This window comes from Nocardia violaceofusca NBRC 14427 (assembly GCF_963869435.1).
Classification (GTDB): domain Bacteria; phylum Actinomycetota; class Actinomycetes; order Mycobacteriales; family Mycobacteriaceae; genus Nocardia; species Nocardia aobensis.
The window spans coordinates 210,114-227,684 of record NZ_CAWMPM010000001.1 but is presented as its reverse complement, the minus strand read 5'-3'; the positions used below and the strand labels follow the sequence as shown (position 1 = coordinate 227,684).

The 17,571-nt window shown below is 69.7% G+C and carries 14 protein-coding genes and 1 pseudogene; 8 read left to right on the top strand and 7 right to left on the bottom strand.

The window, feature by feature from the left end:
- Nucleotide 1: 1 nt before the first annotated feature.
- The gene (locus tag AC5592_RS01145; protein ID WP_063063088.1) at nt 2-967 is read right to left on the bottom strand and encodes an Acg family FMN-binding oxidoreductase; all 966 of its coding nucleotides are present in this window, start codon (nt 965-967) and stop codon (nt 2-4) included.
- A 2-nt stretch (nt 968-969) separates the two neighbouring features.
- Nucleotides 970-1,728: an SDR family NAD(P)-dependent oxidoreductase gene (locus AC5592_RS01140; RefSeq protein WP_063063087.1), complete on the bottom strand. Its 759-nt coding sequence runs from the start codon at nt 1,726-1,728 to the stop codon at nt 970-972.
- 263 nt (nt 1,729-1,991) lie between these two features.
- Between AC5592_RS01140 and AC5592_RS01135 the strand changes: the two genes are divergently transcribed.
- Genes AC5592_RS01135 through AC5592_RS01120 form a run of 4 tightly spaced genes read left to right on the top strand, consistent with a single transcriptional unit; the run spans nt 1,992 to nt 4,377 of the window.
- Nucleotides 1,992-2,141 carry a hypothetical protein gene (locus AC5592_RS01135; RefSeq protein WP_157121506.1) on the top strand — a complete coding sequence of 50 codons (150 nt, stop codon included), beginning with the start codon at nt 1,992-1,994 and terminating at the stop codon, nt 2,139-2,141.
- A gap of 46 nt (nt 2,142-2,187) precedes the next feature.
- A complete protein-coding gene (locus tag AC5592_RS01130; RefSeq protein WP_063063086.1) occupies nt 2,188-3,135 on the top strand; it encodes a universal stress protein in 948 nt (315 codons plus the stop codon).
- The gene (locus AC5592_RS01125) at nt 3,125-3,805 is read left to right on the top strand and encodes a hypothetical protein (RefSeq protein ID WP_063063085.1); all 681 of its coding nucleotides are present in this window, start codon (nt 3,125-3,127) and stop codon (nt 3,803-3,805) included. The genes AC5592_RS01130 and AC5592_RS01125 overlap by 11 nt, the downstream gene beginning before the upstream one ends.
- Nucleotides 3,802-4,377 carry a hypothetical protein gene (locus AC5592_RS01120; RefSeq protein ID WP_063063084.1) on the top strand — a complete coding sequence of 192 codons (576 nt, stop codon included), beginning with the start codon at nt 3,802-3,804 and terminating at the stop codon, nt 4,375-4,377. The genes AC5592_RS01125 and AC5592_RS01120 overlap by 4 nt, the downstream gene beginning before the upstream one ends.
- A gap of 82 nt (nt 4,378-4,459) precedes the next feature.
- On the opposite strand, the gene otsB is transcribed toward AC5592_RS01120, so the two are convergent.
- The gene (otsB, locus tag AC5592_RS01115) at nt 4,460-8,431 is read right to left on the bottom strand and encodes a trehalose-phosphatase (RefSeq protein WP_063063083.1); all 3,972 of its coding nucleotides are present in this window, start codon (nt 8,429-8,431) and stop codon (nt 4,460-4,462) included.
- A gap of 164 nt (nt 8,432-8,595) precedes the next feature.
- On the opposite strand from otsB, the gene AC5592_RS01110 reads away from it, so the two are divergent.
- Both AC5592_RS01110 and AC5592_RS01105 read left to right on the top strand, forming a co-directional pair.
- On the top strand, nt 8,596-9,030 hold the full coding sequence (locus AC5592_RS01110; RefSeq protein WP_036508933.1) for a cation-transporting P-type ATPase: 435 nt from the start codon (nt 8,596-8,598) through the stop codon (nt 9,028-9,030).
- Nucleotides 9,029-10,066: pseudogene (locus AC5592_RS01105) on the top strand (HAD-IC family P-type ATPase); the annotation flags it as partial. The gene AC5592_RS01110 and the pseudogene AC5592_RS01105, both read left to right, overlap by 2 nt.
- A 30-nt stretch (nt 10,067-10,096) precedes the next feature.
- Here the strand turns inward: AC5592_RS01105 and AC5592_RS01100 are convergent.
- The gene (locus AC5592_RS01100; RefSeq protein WP_063063082.1) at nt 10,097-10,981 is read right to left on the bottom strand and encodes a universal stress protein; all 885 of its coding nucleotides are present in this window, start codon (nt 10,979-10,981) and stop codon (nt 10,097-10,099) included.
- Between the two features lie 210 nt (nt 10,982-11,191).
- Between AC5592_RS01100 and AC5592_RS01095 the strand changes: the two genes are divergently transcribed.
- Nucleotides 11,192-12,073 (top strand): DUF302 domain-containing protein, encoded by an 882-nt coding sequence (locus AC5592_RS01095; protein ID WP_157121504.1) that lies wholly within the window; start codon nt 11,192-11,194, stop codon nt 12,071-12,073.
- 221 nt (nt 12,074-12,294) lie between these two features.
- Here AC5592_RS01095 and AC5592_RS01090 read toward each other — a convergent pair whose 3' ends face one another.
- The 3 genes from AC5592_RS01090 to AC5592_RS01080 all read right to left on the bottom strand — a co-directional run bounded on the left by AC5592_RS01090 (nt 12,295) and on the right by AC5592_RS01080 (nt 16,375).
- Nucleotides 12,295-13,404 carry a baeRF11 domain-containing protein gene (locus tag AC5592_RS01090; protein ID WP_036508921.1) on the bottom strand — a complete coding sequence of 370 codons (1,110 nt, stop codon included), beginning with the start codon at nt 13,402-13,404 and terminating at the stop codon, nt 12,295-12,297.
- Nucleotides 13,405-13,573: 169 nt separating this feature from the next.
- Nucleotides 13,574-14,956 carry a serine hydrolase domain-containing protein gene (locus AC5592_RS01085; RefSeq protein ID WP_063820470.1) on the bottom strand — a complete coding sequence of 461 codons (1,383 nt, stop codon included), beginning with the start codon at nt 14,954-14,956 and terminating at the stop codon, nt 13,574-13,576.
- A gap of 45 nt (nt 14,957-15,001) precedes the next feature.
- On the bottom strand, nt 15,002-16,375 hold the full coding sequence (locus AC5592_RS01080) for an MFS transporter (protein ID WP_063063080.1): 1,374 nt from the start codon (nt 16,373-16,375) through the stop codon (nt 15,002-15,004).
- A gap of 1 nt (nt 16,376) precedes the next feature.
- On the opposite strand from AC5592_RS01080, the gene AC5592_RS01075 reads away from it, so the two are divergent.
- On the top strand, nt 16,377-17,420 hold the full coding sequence (locus AC5592_RS01075; protein WP_063063079.1) for a GlxA family transcriptional regulator: 1,044 nt from the start codon (nt 16,377-16,379) through the stop codon (nt 17,418-17,420).
- Nucleotides 17,421-17,571 lie beyond the last annotated feature (151 nt).

Sequence of the window (17,571 nt, the reverse complement as noted above, 5' to 3'; positions counted from 1 at the left end):
CTCACACCCGGGTCACGACGTCGTCGAGCGGTCGTCGCGGTGTCGGTGACAGCGGGGAACTGGTTGCGGCCCAGCCGGTTCGGACGATCATCTGCGGATATCCGCTGTCGTCGAGCAGACCGGTTCGCAGGTCCGCGCGCACCTCCGGAATTTCGAGCGGCTCGCTGAGCGGGCAGGTCGCCAAGCCGAATGTGGTCGCGGCCAGCAGGATCGCGCTGGTCGCCTCCCCGGCGCGCAGCCGGCTCACCCGGTCGTCGCCCGCCGTGTAGAGCACCAGCATGTGATCGGCGTCGGCGATATCGCGGACGACCGCCTCCGGTAGCCGCGGATCGCCGAACGGCCGCGTCGACGCATCGGTCGCGGCGACTGCGCTCCGGGCCGGAATGCCGTCGGGAGCAGCGTGATGGCCGCTCCAGCGCGCCAATTCGGCGCGGTAGGCGGCGTCGGCGTTGTGTACCGCGGCCGCCCGCTCGAAGGCGTGCAGCAACCGCACCCGGTCACCGTCGGCGACCACATCGCGGACCAGCACACCGTTCGCCGCGGCGGCGGCCGCCAAGGCGCCGACGTGGATGTCGGGCACTTCCCAGGATGTGTAGTGGCGGCGGTCGCTGTGGCGTAGCGGGATCGCGCGGGAGAGCCCGACCGCGTCGACCGTCGCCGGAGCGGACCGGAATTCCACCGCCGCCAGATGGTCCGGCACCGCCGGGTTCGGCAGTCGGTGCACCACCGTCGCCCAGCCCAGCGCCGCGGCCGCCACCCGCAGATGATGCAGTGCCGCACCGCAACTCACGATCAGATCGCGCTGATCGGGGTCGGTCTGCGGCAGTTGCCGGGCGGTGTCGGCGTACAGCTGGACGGTGTCGTCCCCGATGCGCCACAGCCACGGCTGGCTGTTGTGCACCGACGGTGCGCGCACCGCCAGACCTACCGCCGTCATTATCGTGTCGTAGTCCGGATGTCTCGTCATGATCATCGATCCCCTACCGCGGCAGGCAGATTCAGTACTTGGCCGGTCGTGGCGCCACCGTCCACCACGAATTCCGATCCGGTGGAGAACGTCGCCTCGGAGACGATGAACCGGACCATGGCGGCGACTTCTTCGGGTTCCCCGAAACGCGCCAATGGTTGTGCGGCCGTGACGGATTCGTCCATGCCGGCCGTCATCGCGGTACGGATCGGGCCGGGATGCACCGAGCAGACGCGGATGTTCGCCGGTCCCCATTCGAGCGCTGCCGCCTTGGTCAACCCGCGCAACCCCCATTTGCTGGCAACGTAGGCGCCCAGGCCCGCGTACCCCATCAGGCCGGCGGTCGAGGAGATGTTGACCACCACCCCTCCCCCGGCTTCCCGCAGGCGGGGACCGGCCAGGTGCATGCCCAGCCACGAGCCGTACAGGTTGACGTCCAGAACGTGGCGGAAGATCGTCGGCGGCTCGGTGTCGACGCCGCCGAAATCGACGATGCCGGCGTTGTTCACCAGGACCGCCAGTGGACCGAACGTGGCCTCCGCGTCGGCGATCACCCCTTGCCAGGCATCTTCGTCGGCGACGTCGAGGCGGCGGAAGATCGCGCCGGCGCCCAAGGCCGTGGCCGTGGCGGTGCCGTCGCGTTCGAGGAGATCGGCGATCACCACGCCGAGTCCCTCCTTGGCGAGTTCGGCCGCGACGGCGGCACCGATGCCCCGTGCGCCGCCGGTGACGATCGCACCGCGTCCGCTGAACATGCCCATGGTCTGTCGCCCCTTTCGCTGGTGCGGTATCGCACTCAGCATCGCGCCCGCACAGCCGACGGGGCACGGCCGAAAGTCACCGGAACGCCGAGTCTTCGGACCGTCGTGGTCGTCGTGACGGTCGGCTGCCGCGGCAAACGTCGGCCGGTCGCCGGGCGTCCGGCTCCGGTGGACCCTCGTGACGACAGTGCGGGACCAAAGGCCCTGGTGGCGCTTCCCCGGTGTCGGGAAAGGTCGGGGTATGGCAGGAATCACTCGCTGGGATGGCGTCGGGCGCTGCCACGTGCTGCTGGCCGCTGGCCGAGATGACCATGCTTCGCACCCTGGACTGGGCGCAGCCGCTGTATCTCGTCCTCGGCACCGTCGTCGCCGCGCTGGGACTGCATATCACAACCGAGGAGATCGAATCATGAGCGGCGCATCCGCGCGGCGGATCGATCCGGGTGAAAGGACATACCGATGAGTTCTCAGTACGCGGACGACGCGCACCACCTCGCCTCCGCCCCGATCGTGGTCGGTGTCGACGGGTCGGCCGGTGCCCGCACCGCGCTGCTGTGGGCGGCCGAGGTCGCCCGCGATCGAGGACGCGACCTGCGCATCGCCTACGGACTCGACCTGCCGAGCGCGAGCCGGGTGTTCAACAACTATGACCTGTCCGAGCCGGCGGTGCTGGAACGCCTGCGCGCCCACGGCGCCGCACTGGTTGCCCGCGAGGCGCTCGCCGTGCGCGGCACTCTGCCCGAGGTCCAGGTCAGCACGGAGGTCTCCTCGGAGCATCCGGCGCGAATGCTGTTGCGGCACAGCGCCACCAGATATCTGGTCGCGCTGGGCGCCCAGGGCGCCGACGGCTTCGGCACCCATATCGGTTCGATCCTGCTGTCGGTCACCAGTCACGCCGAAGGCCCGGTCGTGGTGGTACGCACCGAGTCCGAGGACCAGCCACGACCGCGCGAGAGCGGCCCCGTCGTGGTCGGCGTCGACGGCAGCCCGCTCAGCGAGGCCGCGGTGGCGGCCGCATTCGAGGAAGCCGCCGAACGCGGCGCCGAACTGGTCGCCGTCCACGCGTGGAGCGATCTGACGTTCGGCTCGTTCGTCGGCGACCCGTACACCTGGTTCCCGATGTCGGATATCGAGGTGAACGAGGAAGCGATCCTCGCGGAACGACTGGCCGGCTGGCAGGAGAAGTATCCGGACGTCCCGGTGCGCCGCCACATCAGCATGGCCGAGCCCGCCGCCCATCTGCAGCGGTGGAGCGAATCCGCGCAGCTCATCGTCGTCGGCAGCCACGGCCGCGGCAGCTTCCGCGGGCTGCTGCTCGGTTCGGTGTCCAATTCCCTTGTCCAGCACGCGAAATGCCCCGTCATGGTAGTGCGCTCGCCGGAGGGAGAGCAGACACATGAGGCCTGAGCATTCGGTGGCCCGTCGCGGTGCGGCCGCGGCGGTCGGCGCCGCATCCTTTCTGGGCGGGCTGGCCACCGGCTACCGGCTCTTCGCCCGCCGCTGGTGTCTGAGCTGGGGTGCGACCGAGGAGGAGGTGCGGCGGCGTATGCCGGGCGACGATCTGCTCCTGCTGCCCGACATGCTCTCGACCCGGGCGATCACGATCGCGGCCGATCCCGCCGCGGTCTGGCCCTGGCTCGTGCAGTTCGGACCGCAGCGCGGCGGAATCTACAGCTACGACTGGATCGACCGGCTCCTGGGCATCGACGTCCACAGCACCCGGTCGATCCTGCCGCAGTTCCAGCACCTCGCCGTCGGTGACGCCGTCACGGTGAATTCCGACAGCACCCCGGCCCGGGTCGCGGTGCTCGAACCCGGACGAGCGCTCGTCTTCCGCACCGATGACAGCAACTGGGTCTGGGCGTTCGGACTGTATCCGTGCCCGGAGGGCACCCGGCTGGTCAGCCGCAACCGGATCGCGACTCCCGGCGCCTCGCCGGTGCTGCGGCTGTTCGACACCTTCTTCCTGGAACCGGGCAGCCTCGTGATGGAGCAGAAGATGTTGCGCGGCATCAAGGAACGCGCCGAAACGCATCGCGTCGCCCATCCCGTCCCGATCGGAAGCAGGGCACCGTGACCACCACCGGCACCCCGACACCACTGCCGAGCGCGACGGCGTTCCGCGCGGTCGCCCGGTGTGTGGTCACGACCGCCGGCCTGCTGGCACGGCATCGCATCCACTGCCCGTCGCGGAATGTGGGAACGTGGCTGAGTTTCGGTGACGGAACCTCGGCCTACGTGTACCGGGAAACCGTGATCGATCGGATCCCGTCGCCCGAACCGTGTGTGCTGCTGGTGCGTTTCGAGTTGCGGGGCGTGCGTGGACGCGGGCATGCGTGGTTCCGGCGCGAGAGCATCCTCAATACCGTGCTCTTCGCCGGGTTCCCTGGCCTGATCACCAAATTGTGGCTGGCGCACGATCAACGCGGCGCGTACCGGGGGCTCTACGAATGGGACGGGGCGGCGTCCGCGGACGCCTACGCCCGCGCCCTGTGGCGGGTGCTGGCTCTCGTCAGTGTCCCGGGCTCGATCGATTATCGGGTGCTGCCCGGCCTGCGCCGCCGCGATCTGCCGGTGGCGGTCACCGGTCCCGCCGCCGGTGGCGCGGAATGGTGGCGGGTCACCGAATTCCGTTCGACCGCAGCATAATTCGGATCCAGCATAATTCGAAGCACGGCGCGCCGAACCGTCCGCGGAGGTTCGGCGTTCCCATGCCGTCGGTGTTGCGCTGTCAGTGTTCGTCGGTCGCCGGCAGCGTGACGCTCTCCCCGGTCGACAGGACGACGATGCGGCCGCGGCATTCGATCGTGATCGACCGCGCCCCGTCCGTGTCGGAGGTGATTTCGATTCGCCGGGCGTCGATGCGCACGGTCAAGCGGTGGCCGTGGTAGATGATCGCGAAGGTCAGCGTGCCCAGCTCGGGTGGCCAGCAGGGGGCGAAGATCAGGCGGTCGTCGCGGGTTTCGAGTCCGGTGAAGCAGCGCTGCACCAGGTCGATGCTGCCCGCCATCGCGCCCAGGTGAATCCCCTCGGCCGTGGTGCCGCCCTGGATGTCGGCGATATCGGATTCCAGGACGCTGGCGAAGAATTCCATCGCGCGGTCCCGGTTGGCCCGGGCCAGTACCCAGGCGTGGACGACGGCGCTCAGGGTGGAGCCGTGCGAGGTGCGGGCCAGATAGTAGTCGACGGTGCGCGGGATGTCCGGGCCGCCGAAATCGTAGCCGAGCCCGGCGAACAGCCGCCCCAACTCGTCGGCCGAGAACAGATAGAACAGCATCAGGACGTCGGCCTGTTTCGCCACGCGATACCGGTCGACGTCATCGCCTTCGGCCTCGAGGATGCGGTCGAGCCGGCTCGTATCGCCGTAGCGGCGCCGGTAGTCGTCCCAATCCAGTTCGGCGAGCCGGTCGTATCCGGCGAACTGGCTGATCACTCCCTCGTGGAAGGGCACGAACATCCGATCGGCGACCTCGGCCCAGCGTTCCGGTTCGGCGGCCGGCACCGCGAGGCGGTCGAGCAGTTCCGACCGCACGCGCGGCGGCAGCAGTTCGATCGTGTCCAAGGCGCGCCGGATGACCCACACCGCCATGACATTGGTGTAGGCGTTGTCGTCGATGCCCTCGTAGGGCCGCCCGGGATAGCCGGAATGAAATTCGTCGGGTCCGATGACACCGCGGATGTGATACCGGTCGTCGGCGGGATCGTAGCCGGCCCGATCGGACCAGAATCGGGCGATCTCCACCAGGAGTTCGGCGCCGAACTCGACGAGGAATGCCCGGTCTCCGGTGGCCTGATAGTAGTGCCACACGTTGTAGGCCACTGCCGGGCCGGCATGTTGCGCGCGAGCGCTGGCGTCCGGATTCCAGTGTCCCGAGCGGGGATTCAGATGCAGGCGCTGACTCTCCTCGCGCCCGTCGCTGCCGGATTGCCAGGGGAACAGGGCGCCGCGGCAGCACTGTGCGCGGGCCGCGGCCCGCGCCTGCGGCAGGCGGCGGTAGCGGTACCGCAACAGTTCTCGTGTCAGCGCCGGATCGCGCAGGCTCACCACCGGCAGGACGAACAGCTCGTCCCAGAACACGTGCCCCCGGTAAGCCTCGCCGTGCAGACCGCGCGCGGGCACCCCGGCGTCGAGGTCGGCGGTATGGCGCGACAGCGTCTGCGCCACCTGCAGGACGTGCAGTCGCAGCGCGCGCACCGATTCCTCACTGGCGTCCAGATCGATGCGCAGCCGCCGCCACACGTGATCCCAGGCATCGGCGTGCGCGGCGCACAGTGCGTCGTAGTCCGGCGCCTCGTCGAGCAGGCGCAGCGCGGCCTCATCGGGAGCGGAGATGGCGCGGTCGCGGCCGGTGAACACCGCGGCGGTCTTGTCGACGACGATGTCGTGCCCGGACTCGGCACGCACGACGAAATCGTGCGCGGCCGTACCGTCGGCGAGCGGCGAACCGGCTGTTCGCCGCGCGTGCGATGTCACCGTGGTCCGGGTGGCCACCGCCACGGTGATCAGCGACTGCGTGGTTCGCATCAGCGTGGATGCGGTGTGCGCGTCCGGTATATCGATGCGCAATTCGCTCAGGTGCTTTCCGGACAGGTCGCGGTACCGGTCGACTCCGGCGTTGCGGACCGAGGTGTCGATCGCGGACCGGATGGTGAGCGGCCCGCTCCAATTCTCGGGCGTGAAGGTGGTCCGCATCGCGCACGCGTGGGGTGAGTCCATCGACGCGAATCGCTGCTGAACCACCGCCGTGATCCGGCCGGCGGCGTCGCGGCAGCGCAGCCGCCGGGTGAGTACCGCCTGGCGCATATCGAATTGCTGTGTGTAGTCCAGTAATTCGACATCGTCGAGATCGAACCATTCGTCGTCGGCGATGCGCCAGGTCAGCGGAAGCCAGTTCGGCAGATTCACCAGACTCTCGTTCTCGACGTGCCGCCCGGCGATCTCGTCGCCGAGCCGGTTGTAGATTCCCGCGACATAGGTTCCGGGATAGTGGTGGGTTCCCGCGCGCGTCTCCGGCGCGGCCGCGCGGATGACGAGGTAGCCGTTGCCCACCGCGCACAACGCTTCGCGCAGCCGCTCGGCACCGGGGTCGTAGCCGTCGTAGGTGAGCAGCCACGAGCGTCCCACCGCCCAGTCGCTCTCCCCGGTCAGCAGTTCCGCCAGCCGCTGCAGGAATTCCCCGGCGCGCGCGGGACTGTCGAGGGCGAACCGTGCGGCGGTGCGCCGGTCGCCGGTGTCGGCGTGGCGAACCACCAGCGGCATTCCGGTGACCTGGATCGCGTCGAAGGCGTCCTCGTCGGTCAGATCGTCGCCCAGGTATACCGGCATGACCTGGCGGCCCACCAGATCCAGCACCCAGTGCAGCGCCCGCCCTTTGTCCCAGTCCACATCGGGACGCAATTCGGTGACCTTGCGGCCGGCGGTCACGCGCAGTCCCTGCCCGCGGGCGATGTCGTGCACGGTGGCCACAACCGTCGAGACGGCGTCGGCGGCGACCTGGCGGTGATGGACGGCGACCGCGAATCGTTTCGGCTCGATCAGCACCCCGGGAATCCGGCTCAACCGGTCGGCGAGTTCGGCCGCCGCCTGTACCAGCGCGCGTTCGGCTTTCGGGCCGCCGTCGTGCACGTGTTCGGTGCCGTCGGGCGCCATGAGTTCGAAACCGTGGCTACCGGCGTACCAGATGCCCTCGACACCCACGCGTGTGCGCAGATCGTCGAGTCCGCGACCGCTGATCACGGCGACGGGACACCGCGCGGCCAGCGTGGCCAAGGTGGCGCGCACATTCTCGATCGGGATCGCCGTCTCGGGATCGGGCACGATCTCCGAGATCGTGCCGTCGAAATCCAGCAGCACCGCGATGCGCTCGTCCTCGACGGCGTCGGCGATCGACGTCCAGCACGCCAGCGCGTCCGCGATCTCCGACAGACGGCGGAAACCGCTGCGCACCCGGATCTCCTCGGCGTCGGTGACCACCACGTCGGCTCCGGTGCACAGCAGCCGGTCCGGATCTCCGGCGCGCTCGATGCCGATCACCAGTCCGAACCCGCCGCGCCGCCCGGCGCTCACCCCGGCCTCGGCGTCCTCGACGACGACCGTCCGCTCGGGTTCGGCCCCCAGCCGCTGCGCGGCCAGCACCATGGTGGCCGGATCGGGCTTGCCCGGCAGCCCGAGTTCCTCGGCCACGACACCGTCCACCCGCACGGCGAACAGATCCCCCAGCCCCGCGGCGTCGAGTACCTGAGCAGCATTGCGGCTGGCCGAGAACACCGCGGCCCGCACCCCCGCCGCGCGCAAGCGGCGCACCAGGGCCACCGTGGTGGCGAACACCGGTACGCCCGACTCGGCGATCCGGGCGAGGAACACCTCGTCCTTGCCGTTGCCGAGGCCGCAGATCGTGGCGTCGGCCGCCGTGTCCGACGGCTCGCCCCGCGGCAGTGAGATCGCCCGGGAGGCAAGGAAATCCGCGACGCCGTCGTAGCGCGGTTTGCCGTCGACGTAGTCCTGGTAGTCGGAGGCGGTGAACCGCGCGCAGTTCTCGCCGGGCCCGGGTTTGCGGGCGGCGAGGAATCCGTCGAAGACCTGCGTCCACGCGGCGGCGTGGATCGACGCCGTGTCGGTGACCACGCCGTCCATATCGAAGATCACCGCGTCGTAGCGACGCGCGTCGATCACCGGCCCGGCCACCGGTTTGCCAGGGTGCATTCCCCCAGCCTCCGCCCGCGTACGAACCCCGGCAAGGTACACAAGTCCTCACCCACCCCGCCACCGGTCCCCGGCCGCCTGCCGGCAGCGGCGGTGACCACGTAGCAGTCCGGCAAGGTCTTTGGTCCCTGGCGAAGCCCGTAGCCGCGAACAACCATCGAGGTATGAACCGTGCCGCCGTGCGAGCGGTCGTCTCGACGGCCACGCCCCGGACCGATGCCACCACCTCGATCGGCCCAGTGCCGGCGACCTCGGCCGCCACCTCGACCCCGGCCCAGGTGCTGGCCGCGGTGACCACCTCCGACACCGGCCTGACGAGCACGGAAGCCGCGCGCCGACGTCACCTGCTCGGACCGAATGCCGTTCGCACGCACCGTGCCCGGCTGCTCGCGGTGCTCGCGCGGCAGCTGCGTTCGCCGCTTCTGCTGCTGCTCGGGGTGGCCGCGGTGGTGTCGTTCTTCGTCGGTGAACGTTCCGACGCGGTCGTCATCGGAATCATCCTGCTGGTGTCGGTCGGTTTGGGGGCGGTGAACGAGTTTCGCGCCGAACGCGCCGCCGACGCGCTGCACGAGCGGATCCGCCACGGCGCCACGGTGTGATGACGCCTCGTTGAGCGAATTACTGTCCACCACAACGATTTTCGCCCGTGTGGACCCGGAGCAGAAGGCGCGCATCGTCCGCCTGCAACGGCGTGCCGGCCGCGATGTCGCCTTCCTCGGCGACGGTGTCAACGATGCGCTCGCACTGCACGTCGCCGATGTCGGCGTCTCCGTCGACTCGGCGACCGATATCGCCAAGGACGCCGCGGACATCGTTCTGCTGGAGAAGGACTTACAGGTCCTCGCCGACGGAGTCATGGCCGGACGCCGAATCTTCGCCAACACCATGAAATACGTGCTGATGGGCACGTCCAGCAATTTCGGCAATATGTTCAGCGCGGCCGGCGCCTCGGCCTTCCTGCCGTTCCTGCCGATGCTTCCCGGCCAGATCCTGCTCAACAATCTGCTGTACGACACCAGCCAGCTCGCCATTCCGACCGATACCGTCGACCCGGAACAACTCGCCCGCCCGGCCCGCTGGGACATCGGCCTGATCCGGCGCTTCATGCTCGTCTTCGGCCCGATCAGTTCGCTGTTCGACTTCGCGACCTTCGCTGTGATGCTGTTCGTGTTCCATGCCGGCGCGGAGCTGTTCCACACGGGGTGGTTCGTCGAATCCCTGTGCACTCAGACGCTGGTGTTGTTCGTGATTCGCACGCGCCGCAGTCCCAGCTATCGCAGCCGGCCCAGTGTTCCGCTGCTGCTGGCGGTGCTCGCCGCGGTCGGGGTTGGCGTGGCTCTGCCGTACACGCCGGTGGCGCCCGATCTCGGCCTCACCCCGCTGCCCGCCGCGTTCTTCGCCGCGTTGAGCGCGACCGTGCTGGTCTATCTGGTTCTCGCCGAAGCGGCCAAACGGTGGTTCTTCCGCAGTCCGGCACCGACGCCGGCCCACCCGCCGCGGACCGGTCGCCGGGTGCAGCGAAGAGCGTCGCGCTTCAGCGTCGGACGGGTGCGCACGCCGATCGGCGGGACGGCGCTCCGGAGGGACCGCTCGAACCGGCGACGCAAACTTCGAGTGTTGTTGTCGCACAGCTGATTCTGATACGGAAACGCATCTCCGCCGGACCTACTCCGGCTGCACGTGCTCCGGCACCACGAGCGTCGGGCAGTGGGCGCGATGCAGGACCGCGGCGCGCGTGGACCGCATCGTGGTTCCGACCAGGCCCGTCCAGCGGTGCCGGCCCACCACCAGCAGTTGGGCGTCACCCGCTCGTTCCAGCAGGACCTGGGCGGGACCGCCGAACATGACCTCCGACTCCAGCGCGACGTCCGGATACTTCCGGTGCCACGGATCCAATTGCCGGTCCAGCGCGCCCGTCTCGTCCGCGCGGAACTGCTGGAGTTCTCCGTCGAGGACGAACCCGCCGACGTCGTCATCGCAGCACCGGACGGCTTGCAGGCCGACCCCGCGCAACGCCGCCTCCTCGAACGCACAGCCGACCGCGGTGCCGTCCTCGTCGACGCCGACCACCACCGGCCGCCCGTCCTCGCCCACGGTGAACAGGCTTTCGCGGTGGACGACCGCGACCGGGCACCGGGCCTGCCGGGTGACCGCCGAGCTGACCGAGCCCAGCAGCGCCCGGCGGACCGCACCGCGGCCGTGGCTGCCGACCACGATCATCGGCGTACGCGCCGAGCGCTCCACCAGTGTGTCGATCACCGGATCAGCGGTCAGTTCGGTGGTGACCTCCACACCGTCGGCCACATGCCGGGCCATGGCCGCGGCCTCCGACAGCACGCCTTCACCGTTCCAGTACAACCATTCCCGGCCGCCGACGATCTCCATCGCACTGAGCCCGGTGCGCGGCGCCGAGGCCGACGAGAGCAGGATCCGCAATCCCCACCGGCGCACGGCCGCTTCGGCCGCCGCCCACCGCACCGCCTGCAGCGCCGTACCGGATCCGTCGACCGCCGCGACGATCGTCCGCTCGGTCCCGTTGTCACTGGTCATCGCCGCCTCCTGCCGCCGGGCCTGCTCCGATCGTCCGGCTGCGATGACCGTCGATCTAGGGCCGAAAGTCGCTACCGCGGGCCGCCTTCGTCCGCGGCCCGCCACCGGGGCGAAGTCGGCGCGTTCGTCCCGGCAGGACAGGCCCTTGGTCCCTCGCGCATCGTCGTGGCCGCGGGCATTGTCGAGGCAGACACCGAGAAAGAGGACGCCATGGACTACCGGGTGGACGTGTGCGAAGTGCCGCCGCAGGCCCTGTTGCGACTACCTCGCGCGATCCGGACGGATCGGCCCGGTGAGGACATCACCGCGGGTATGCGCGAACTGTTCGCGACCGTCGCCCGCTCCGGCCTCACCGCCAGCGGCCCGACCGCGATCACCTACACCGACACCGAACGATCGGCGGTCGCGACGAGCGTCGACTTCCGCGTTCCGGTCGAGCCCGCCGCCGAGTTGAGTCTGGCCTCGGGCGCCGAGGTGCTCGTCACCCCCGGTACGACGGTGGCCCGCGCCTGCCACCACGGCGGTTACCGCGATCTCGGCGCCGCCTATCGGAGCCTGGCCGAGTGGGTGGATCGCAATGCCTACCGGATCATCGGCCCGCCGACCGAGGTCTATCTGGTCGGTCCCGACGAGGTGAGCGATCCGCGTCAACTCGTCACCGAGATCCGGCTGCCCGTGGCGCCCTCGCCGACGATCGTCACCCGGGTGCTCTCCGATTTCGACACGGCGCTGGATCGTACCCGGAACGCGTTGCGGTCCAACGGCTTCGCGATCCTCGCGGAGGTTGACCTGAACACGGCGCGGTACGACGGCCGCACCCGGCGCCTGGCCCATCACACCATCCTGGAGGTCTGCCGCCGCAACCTGCTCGTGGCCGAACTCGCGGACGACGACCGGGCCGACATGATCGTGCCGCATCCGGTGGTCGTGCGTGAGCGCCGCGAGACCGTCGTCGTCGAGGCCGTCGATCCGGCGATCTGGGCCCGCGCACTCGGCGACGAGGAACTCCTGGCCCTCGCCGCCGACAGCCGCCGCCACCTCATCGCGGCGATCGACGACCTCGCCACGACGGCGACAGCCCACGACGGTTAGGTTCCCGCACAACCCCTTCGGCGATCCCACGCGCGCCCCTCCGCGCCGTGTGGTGGCGAGCCGTCGCTCCCCCTCCTACGGTTGATCTTGTCGCCGGCAGCTCAGATCGATCGCGAAAGACGTTGTCGGGCATGTGATTCCGGACTGCGGTCATATCGTCCCACTGGACGGCCCCGAAGCGCTGCTGGAACTGGTCACACCGTTTCTGGCGTGACCCCCGCTCACATCGAATAGCGCAGGATGGCGGCGGCCGCTGCCTCGTCCGGGATATCGGCCTTACGCACCGCGAGCACCCGCGCGCCCGAAAGCAGTGCGCGGCGGGCGATCTCGTCGAGGATTCCCGGTATCTCGGTCTCGGATTCGGGACCGAAATCGATCGCACCGGTGTCCTCGGCGACCGTGCCGGGTACGGCGGTGTCGATGTCGACCAGCAATGTCTGCACGATGCCGAAGGTGGCCGCGCGGGCGATATCGGCGAGGTCGGCGGTGGCGCGAGCCTCGCTGCGGCGTTTGTCGAACAGCTGGCGCAGATCGGCCAGTTGCGCCGCGTAGTGGCCGTCGAGAATGTGGCGGGCCTTGTCGGCCAGTTCCTGATCCGACAGATGTTCCGGGTTGCCGGGAATTCCGTCGTCGAGCAGTTCGCCGTAGGTGGCGACCGAACGATAGATCGCGTCGATCGGTTCGGGCGCCGCCAGGATGAGCGGGGTGTCGCGGCCGGAGAGGATGTCGCGCAACGCTCGGTCGACTCCGCGCGCGTACTGCCGGACCAGCACCTTCTTCCCTTCGCTGCCGGTCAGCCGCCGCTTGGGCGAACGATCGCCGATCGAGGCCTTGCGCGCGAAATCCGCGGCGTTGCCGGGCATGTCCGGAACCCGGACGTCCTCGGCCGGCCGGTCCGGGGTCACCTCGACCAGCCGCGCCGCGCCCTCGGCCAACGCCAGCACGAAGGCGGCCTGCGGGAAGGTGACGGCTCGCAGCAACGGTTTGAGCAGGAACCGGTCCGAGACGGTGACCGCCGCGCCGAGACGGTTGGGGATCCGGAAGGTCCACATGCGCTGCGGGGAGACGTGCACGACCAGCGTGTGCGACTGGAAGCGCCAGAAATCCTCGTCATCGGCCAGATCGTCGAGCTGTTCGGCGATGGCCGCGCGACCGTCGGATTCGGTGACCAGATCGATCGCCTCCCGGACCTGATTGGTGAACGCGATCCGGTTCGCCTCCGGATTCGCGGTGGCGGCTTCGGTCGGCAGATAGATCGACACCGACCAGGGGCCGGTCCATTCGGCGAGGGTTTCGATCTCGCGGCGGGTCGGGATGTCGGTGTGCAGCACTTCGATCCTCCTTCGTTGCCCGACACGTGCGACGGGCGCACAGGTCGTGCCGGATACCGGCCGTATCGTTTGCCAACTCGTAACCACATCGACGCTACTGGACATCGGCATGGGTCGGTACGCATCCGACCATCGGATGCCGAAACGTTGCTGCCTTCGTTTCAGCGGCTCACCGGGCGGGTGCGGGCGTACCCGTCGGCGTAAGCGGGACCGCAGACGTGGCGGCCGCGGTCGGGGTCGGCGAGGTCGTCGTGGCGGGTGCGGTGGTGGCCGAGGTCGCCGTCGCGGCGCCCGTGCCGTAGAGATGTTCGATGATGCGCTTGGCGATCTCACTGGCCGCCGCGCTCCCGTCGGCGGTGGGTTCCAGATTCGCCCACACCACCACGGTCACCTTGTGCGCCGGATCGGATCCGGCGAAGGTGTTGAAGCCGGGCAGCTCACCCGTATGTCCGTACAGCGCACCGAATTTCGCGATGGCGAGACCGTACTGCGGCGCCTGCGGCGGGTTGGCCGGCGCGGTCGGCTGCGGGCTGCTCATGCGCCGGCCCTGCATGTCGGCGTCGAGGACCTTGCCGTCGGTGAGCGCCTCGGCCCAGGTGGCCAGATCCCCGACCGTGGAGATTCCCGCGCCCGCGGCCCATGCCCAGGAGGGATTGTCCGCGGTGCGATCACCGGGCAGCAGCCGGCCCGCCTTGGCCTCGGCCTGCATCTCGGGCGGCAGCGCCGGCGGGGATCCCATCGTCACGACGTTGGTGCCGTACATGTAGCCCTGCGGATGCGGGTCGGGCACGGTCGCGGAGGTGCGCGCGGGGAACGAGCTCTGGGTCAGGCCGAGCGGGCCGAAGAGCCGGTCCCGCATGATCTGCTCGAGCGGTTTGCCGTCCAGCTGTTCGGCGATCAGCCCGAGCAGGATCGTATTGGTGTTCGAGTAGTGATAGCCCTGTCCCGGTGGGAAATACGGCGGGTGCGCGTAGGCCATGGCGAGCAGTTCGTCGGGCTGCCACACCCGGCCCGGGTCGGCGTCCATGGCCTCGGCCAGTTCGCGGGTCTCGCTGTAGTTGAAGAGGCCGCTGCGCATATCGAGCAGCTGCGCGATGGTGATCGCCCCGCCGCCGGGCACATCGGTCCGGTACTTCGAGACCGGATCGTCGAGGGCCAGTTTGTGTTCCTGGACCTGTTGCAGGATCACCGTGCCGGTCCAGGTCTTGGTGACCGAACCGATGCGCACGTGATCGGCCGCGGTGACCGCCGGGCCGCCGCCGAAGGTCCGGGTGCCGTAGGAGGTGCCCACCTCGCCGGCGGCGGTGCGGACGAAGGCCACGACTCCCGGCACCGACGCCGGCCGCGCCACCGACTCGACGATGCCGCGCAGCGTGGGCTCGTCGAGCGGATGGACGGCCGGGGCCGGCGAGGTGGTCGCGGCGGCGGATGAGGTGCTCGCGGGCGCGGGTTTCGACGACGATCCGCATCCGCAAGCGACGAACAGAATTGCGACGCCGGTCAGCGCCGCGGCAATCAGCCGGGGCCGGATCGGCACGGAAACCACGGGCACTGCACGACCTCCCTCATCGGGAACGGTGGAGCCGGGATTGAAACTCTACTGCGCCAGCGCCTCTCGCGGACGCGGTTGGCGAATGCTCAGCGACATCACCGCCGCCACCGCGCACAGACCTCCGGCGAGGAACCAGGCGAGCTGGTAGCTGCCCTGCATGTCGCGGATGACGCCGGCGCCGGACGCGGCGATCGCGGCGCCGATCTGATGCGAGGCGAACACCCAGCCGAAGGCGATCGGACCGTCGGCGCCGAAGTGTTCGCGGCACAGCGCGACCGTCGGCGGCACCGTCGCGATCCAGTCCAGGCCGTAGAAGATGACGAACACCCACATGCTCGGCCGCACATCGGGAGCGAACAGCATCGGCAGGATCACCAGCGAGAGGCCGCGCAGCGCGTAGTACATCGTCAGCAGGTACCGCGAGCCGATGCGGTCGGTGAGCCAGCCCGAGGCGATCGTGCCCGCGACATCGAAGATGCCGACGGTGGCCAGCAGTCCGGCCGCGGTGGTGGGTGGCATGCCGTGATCGTGTGCGGCACTGACGAAATGGGTGCCGACCAATCCGTTGGTGGAGGCCCCGCAGATCGCGAAACCGCCTGCCAGCAACCAGAATACGGGCCGGCGCACGATCGCGGCCAGGACGGTCAGCGCCCGCGCCGCCCCGCCTGCCGCCGCGGTGCGCAGGCCCGCGTCGCTGCCGGGACCGGCGCCGTAGGCGGTACGTCCGATGTCGCTGGGGAAGTCGCGGATGAACAGCACCACCAGCGGCACCACGGCCAGAGCGGTCGCGGCGACGACCAGGGCCGGGGCCCGCCAGCCGTGGTCGCGGGCCAGCATCGAGACGAGCGGCAGGAACACCAGCTGTCCGGTGGCACCGGCGGCGGTCAGTACCCCCGTGACCAGGCCGCGGTGCCGGACGAACCAGCGTCCGGTGATGGTCGCGACGAACGGCATCGACATCGATCCCACGCCGATGCCGACCAGCAGCCCCCACGTCGCCATCAACTGCCACGGCTGGGTCATGAAGACCGTGAGCCCACTGCCCGCGGCGACGAGCAGCAACGCGCACGCCACCACCAGCCGAATACCGAACCGGTCCATCAACGCGGCCGCGAACGGCGAAATCACCCCGTACAGCAGCATATTCACCGAAACCGCGGCGCCGATGGTGCCGTGCGACCAGCCGAATTCCTCGTGCAGCGGATCCATCAGCACGCTCGGCACCGAGCGAAACGCGGCCGCGCCCAGCAGCGCGACGAAGCCGACGGCGGCGACGGTCCACGCCGGATGCGGACTACGCGCGAATCGCGTCGTGGGCCGCTCGGGCGGTGGCGAAGGGGCGGGGTCGGTGAGGCGAATCTCGGTCACCGGAAGAGCGTGCCGAATCGCGCGGTCGCCGACGAGTGGCCTGAATGCCATAATGCGTAAAGATTCAGCCATTCCCTTGGTCCTCAACGAGGAGGCGACCGTGCCGGACCCGCATCTGGTGGCCGTGCTGGCCTTGGCGCCCATCGTCGGCTTCGATCTGACGATTCCGCCGACCGTGCTCGGCGCGGCCACCGCCGACGACGGCACCGATCTCTACGAGGTGCGGATCTGCGGTCTGGACCGGTCCCCGATCCCGTCCACCAGCGGTTACACCATCACCCCGGAGTACGGCGCCGAGCTGCTGGGTCGCGCCGACACCGTGATCGTCCCGGGTACGGCCATGCCGGGTCCACGCCATGACGGCGTCCTGCCACCCGAGGTCACGGCCGCGCTGGCGTCGATCCGGCCCGATGCGCGCATCGTCTCGATCTGTACCGGCGCCTTCGTCCTGGGCGCGGCCGGCCTCCTCGACGGCCGCCGCGCCACCACGCACTGGAAGTACGCGGCGGACTTTCGCACCCTTTTTCCCGCCGTACTGCTCGACGAGGATCTGCTGTTCGTCGAGGACGGCAATATCTGCACCGCAGCGGGTCTGGCGGCCGGGGTGGATCTGTGCCTGCATCTGGTGCGCTCCGATCACGGCAGCGCGGCCGCGAACCGGGCCGCGCGCTACTGCGTCGTACCGCCGTGGCGCGAAGGCGGGCAGTCGCAGTTCATCGAACAGCAGGTCCCCGATCCGGGCGCGGAAAGCACCGCCGCGACCCGGGAGTGGGCCCTCGCGCGACTGGGCGAGGATCTGGATCTCACCACCCTCGCCGCACACGCCCGCATGAGCGTGCGCACGTTCACCCGCCGCTTCAAGGCCGAGACCGGCACGGCGCCCGGCGCGTGGATCCTGCACCAGCGGATGCGCCACGCCCGCCATCTCCTCGAAACCACGGCACTCTCCGTGGACGAGGTCGCCCGCGCGTCCGGTATGGGCACTGCCGCCTCGCTGCGCCATCACCTGCGCACCCAGCTCGGCGTCGCGCCGATCGCCTATCGCAAGACGTTCCGGCAGCCGAGGGCGGAGCAAGATCAGCCGGTCGCGCGGTGAGCGGCGCCCGGCACGCGGCATGTCCGCGACGCGTGCCGACCCATTGACAACCCCCGCTCCCCGGGTGCTACCTTAGGCAAGGGTTACCTGTTTAGGCGAGGCTTACCTCCCGAAGCGACCCCGCAATTGTCGTACAGAGCAATCCGAGGCC

Coding starts and splice junctions, on each gene's coding strand:
- AC5592_RS01080 (WP_063063080.1), bottom strand. CDS start 16,375: ATGGCATTCAGGCCACTCGTCGGCGACCGCGCGATTCGGCACGCTCTT.
- AC5592_RS01145 (WP_063063088.1), bottom strand. CDS start 967: ATGACGAGACATCCGGACTACGACACGATAATGACGGCGGTAGGTCTG.
- otsB (WP_063063083.1), bottom strand. CDS start 8,431: ATGCACCCTGGCAAACCGGTGGCCGGGCCGGTGATCGACGCGCGTCGC.
- AC5592_RS01095 (WP_157121504.1), top strand. CDS start 11,192: ATGGACTACCGGGTGGACGTGTGCGAAGTGCCGCCGCAGGCCCTGTTG.
- AC5592_RS01075 (WP_063063079.1), top strand. CDS start 16,377: ATGCGTAAAGATTCAGCCATTCCCTTGGTCCTCAACGAGGAGGCGACC.
- AC5592_RS01125 (WP_063063085.1), top strand. CDS start 3,125: ATGAGGCCTGAGCATTCGGTGGCCCGTCGCGGTGCGGCCGCGGCGGTC.
- AC5592_RS01130 (WP_063063086.1), top strand. CDS start 2,188: ATGAGTTCTCAGTACGCGGACGACGCGCACCACCTCGCCTCCGCCCCG.
- AC5592_RS01100 (WP_063063082.1), bottom strand. CDS start 10,981: ATGACCAGTGACAACGGGACCGAGCGGACGATCGTCGCGGCGGTCGAC.
- AC5592_RS01140 (WP_063063087.1), bottom strand. CDS start 1,728: ATGGGCATGTTCAGCGGACGCGGTGCGATCGTCACCGGCGGCGCACGG.
- AC5592_RS01135 (WP_157121506.1), top strand. CDS start 1,992: ATGGCGTCGGGCGCTGCCACGTGCTGCTGGCCGCTGGCCGAGATGACC.
- AC5592_RS01110 (WP_036508933.1), top strand. CDS start 8,596: ATGAACCGTGCCGCCGTGCGAGCGGTCGTCTCGACGGCCACGCCCCGG.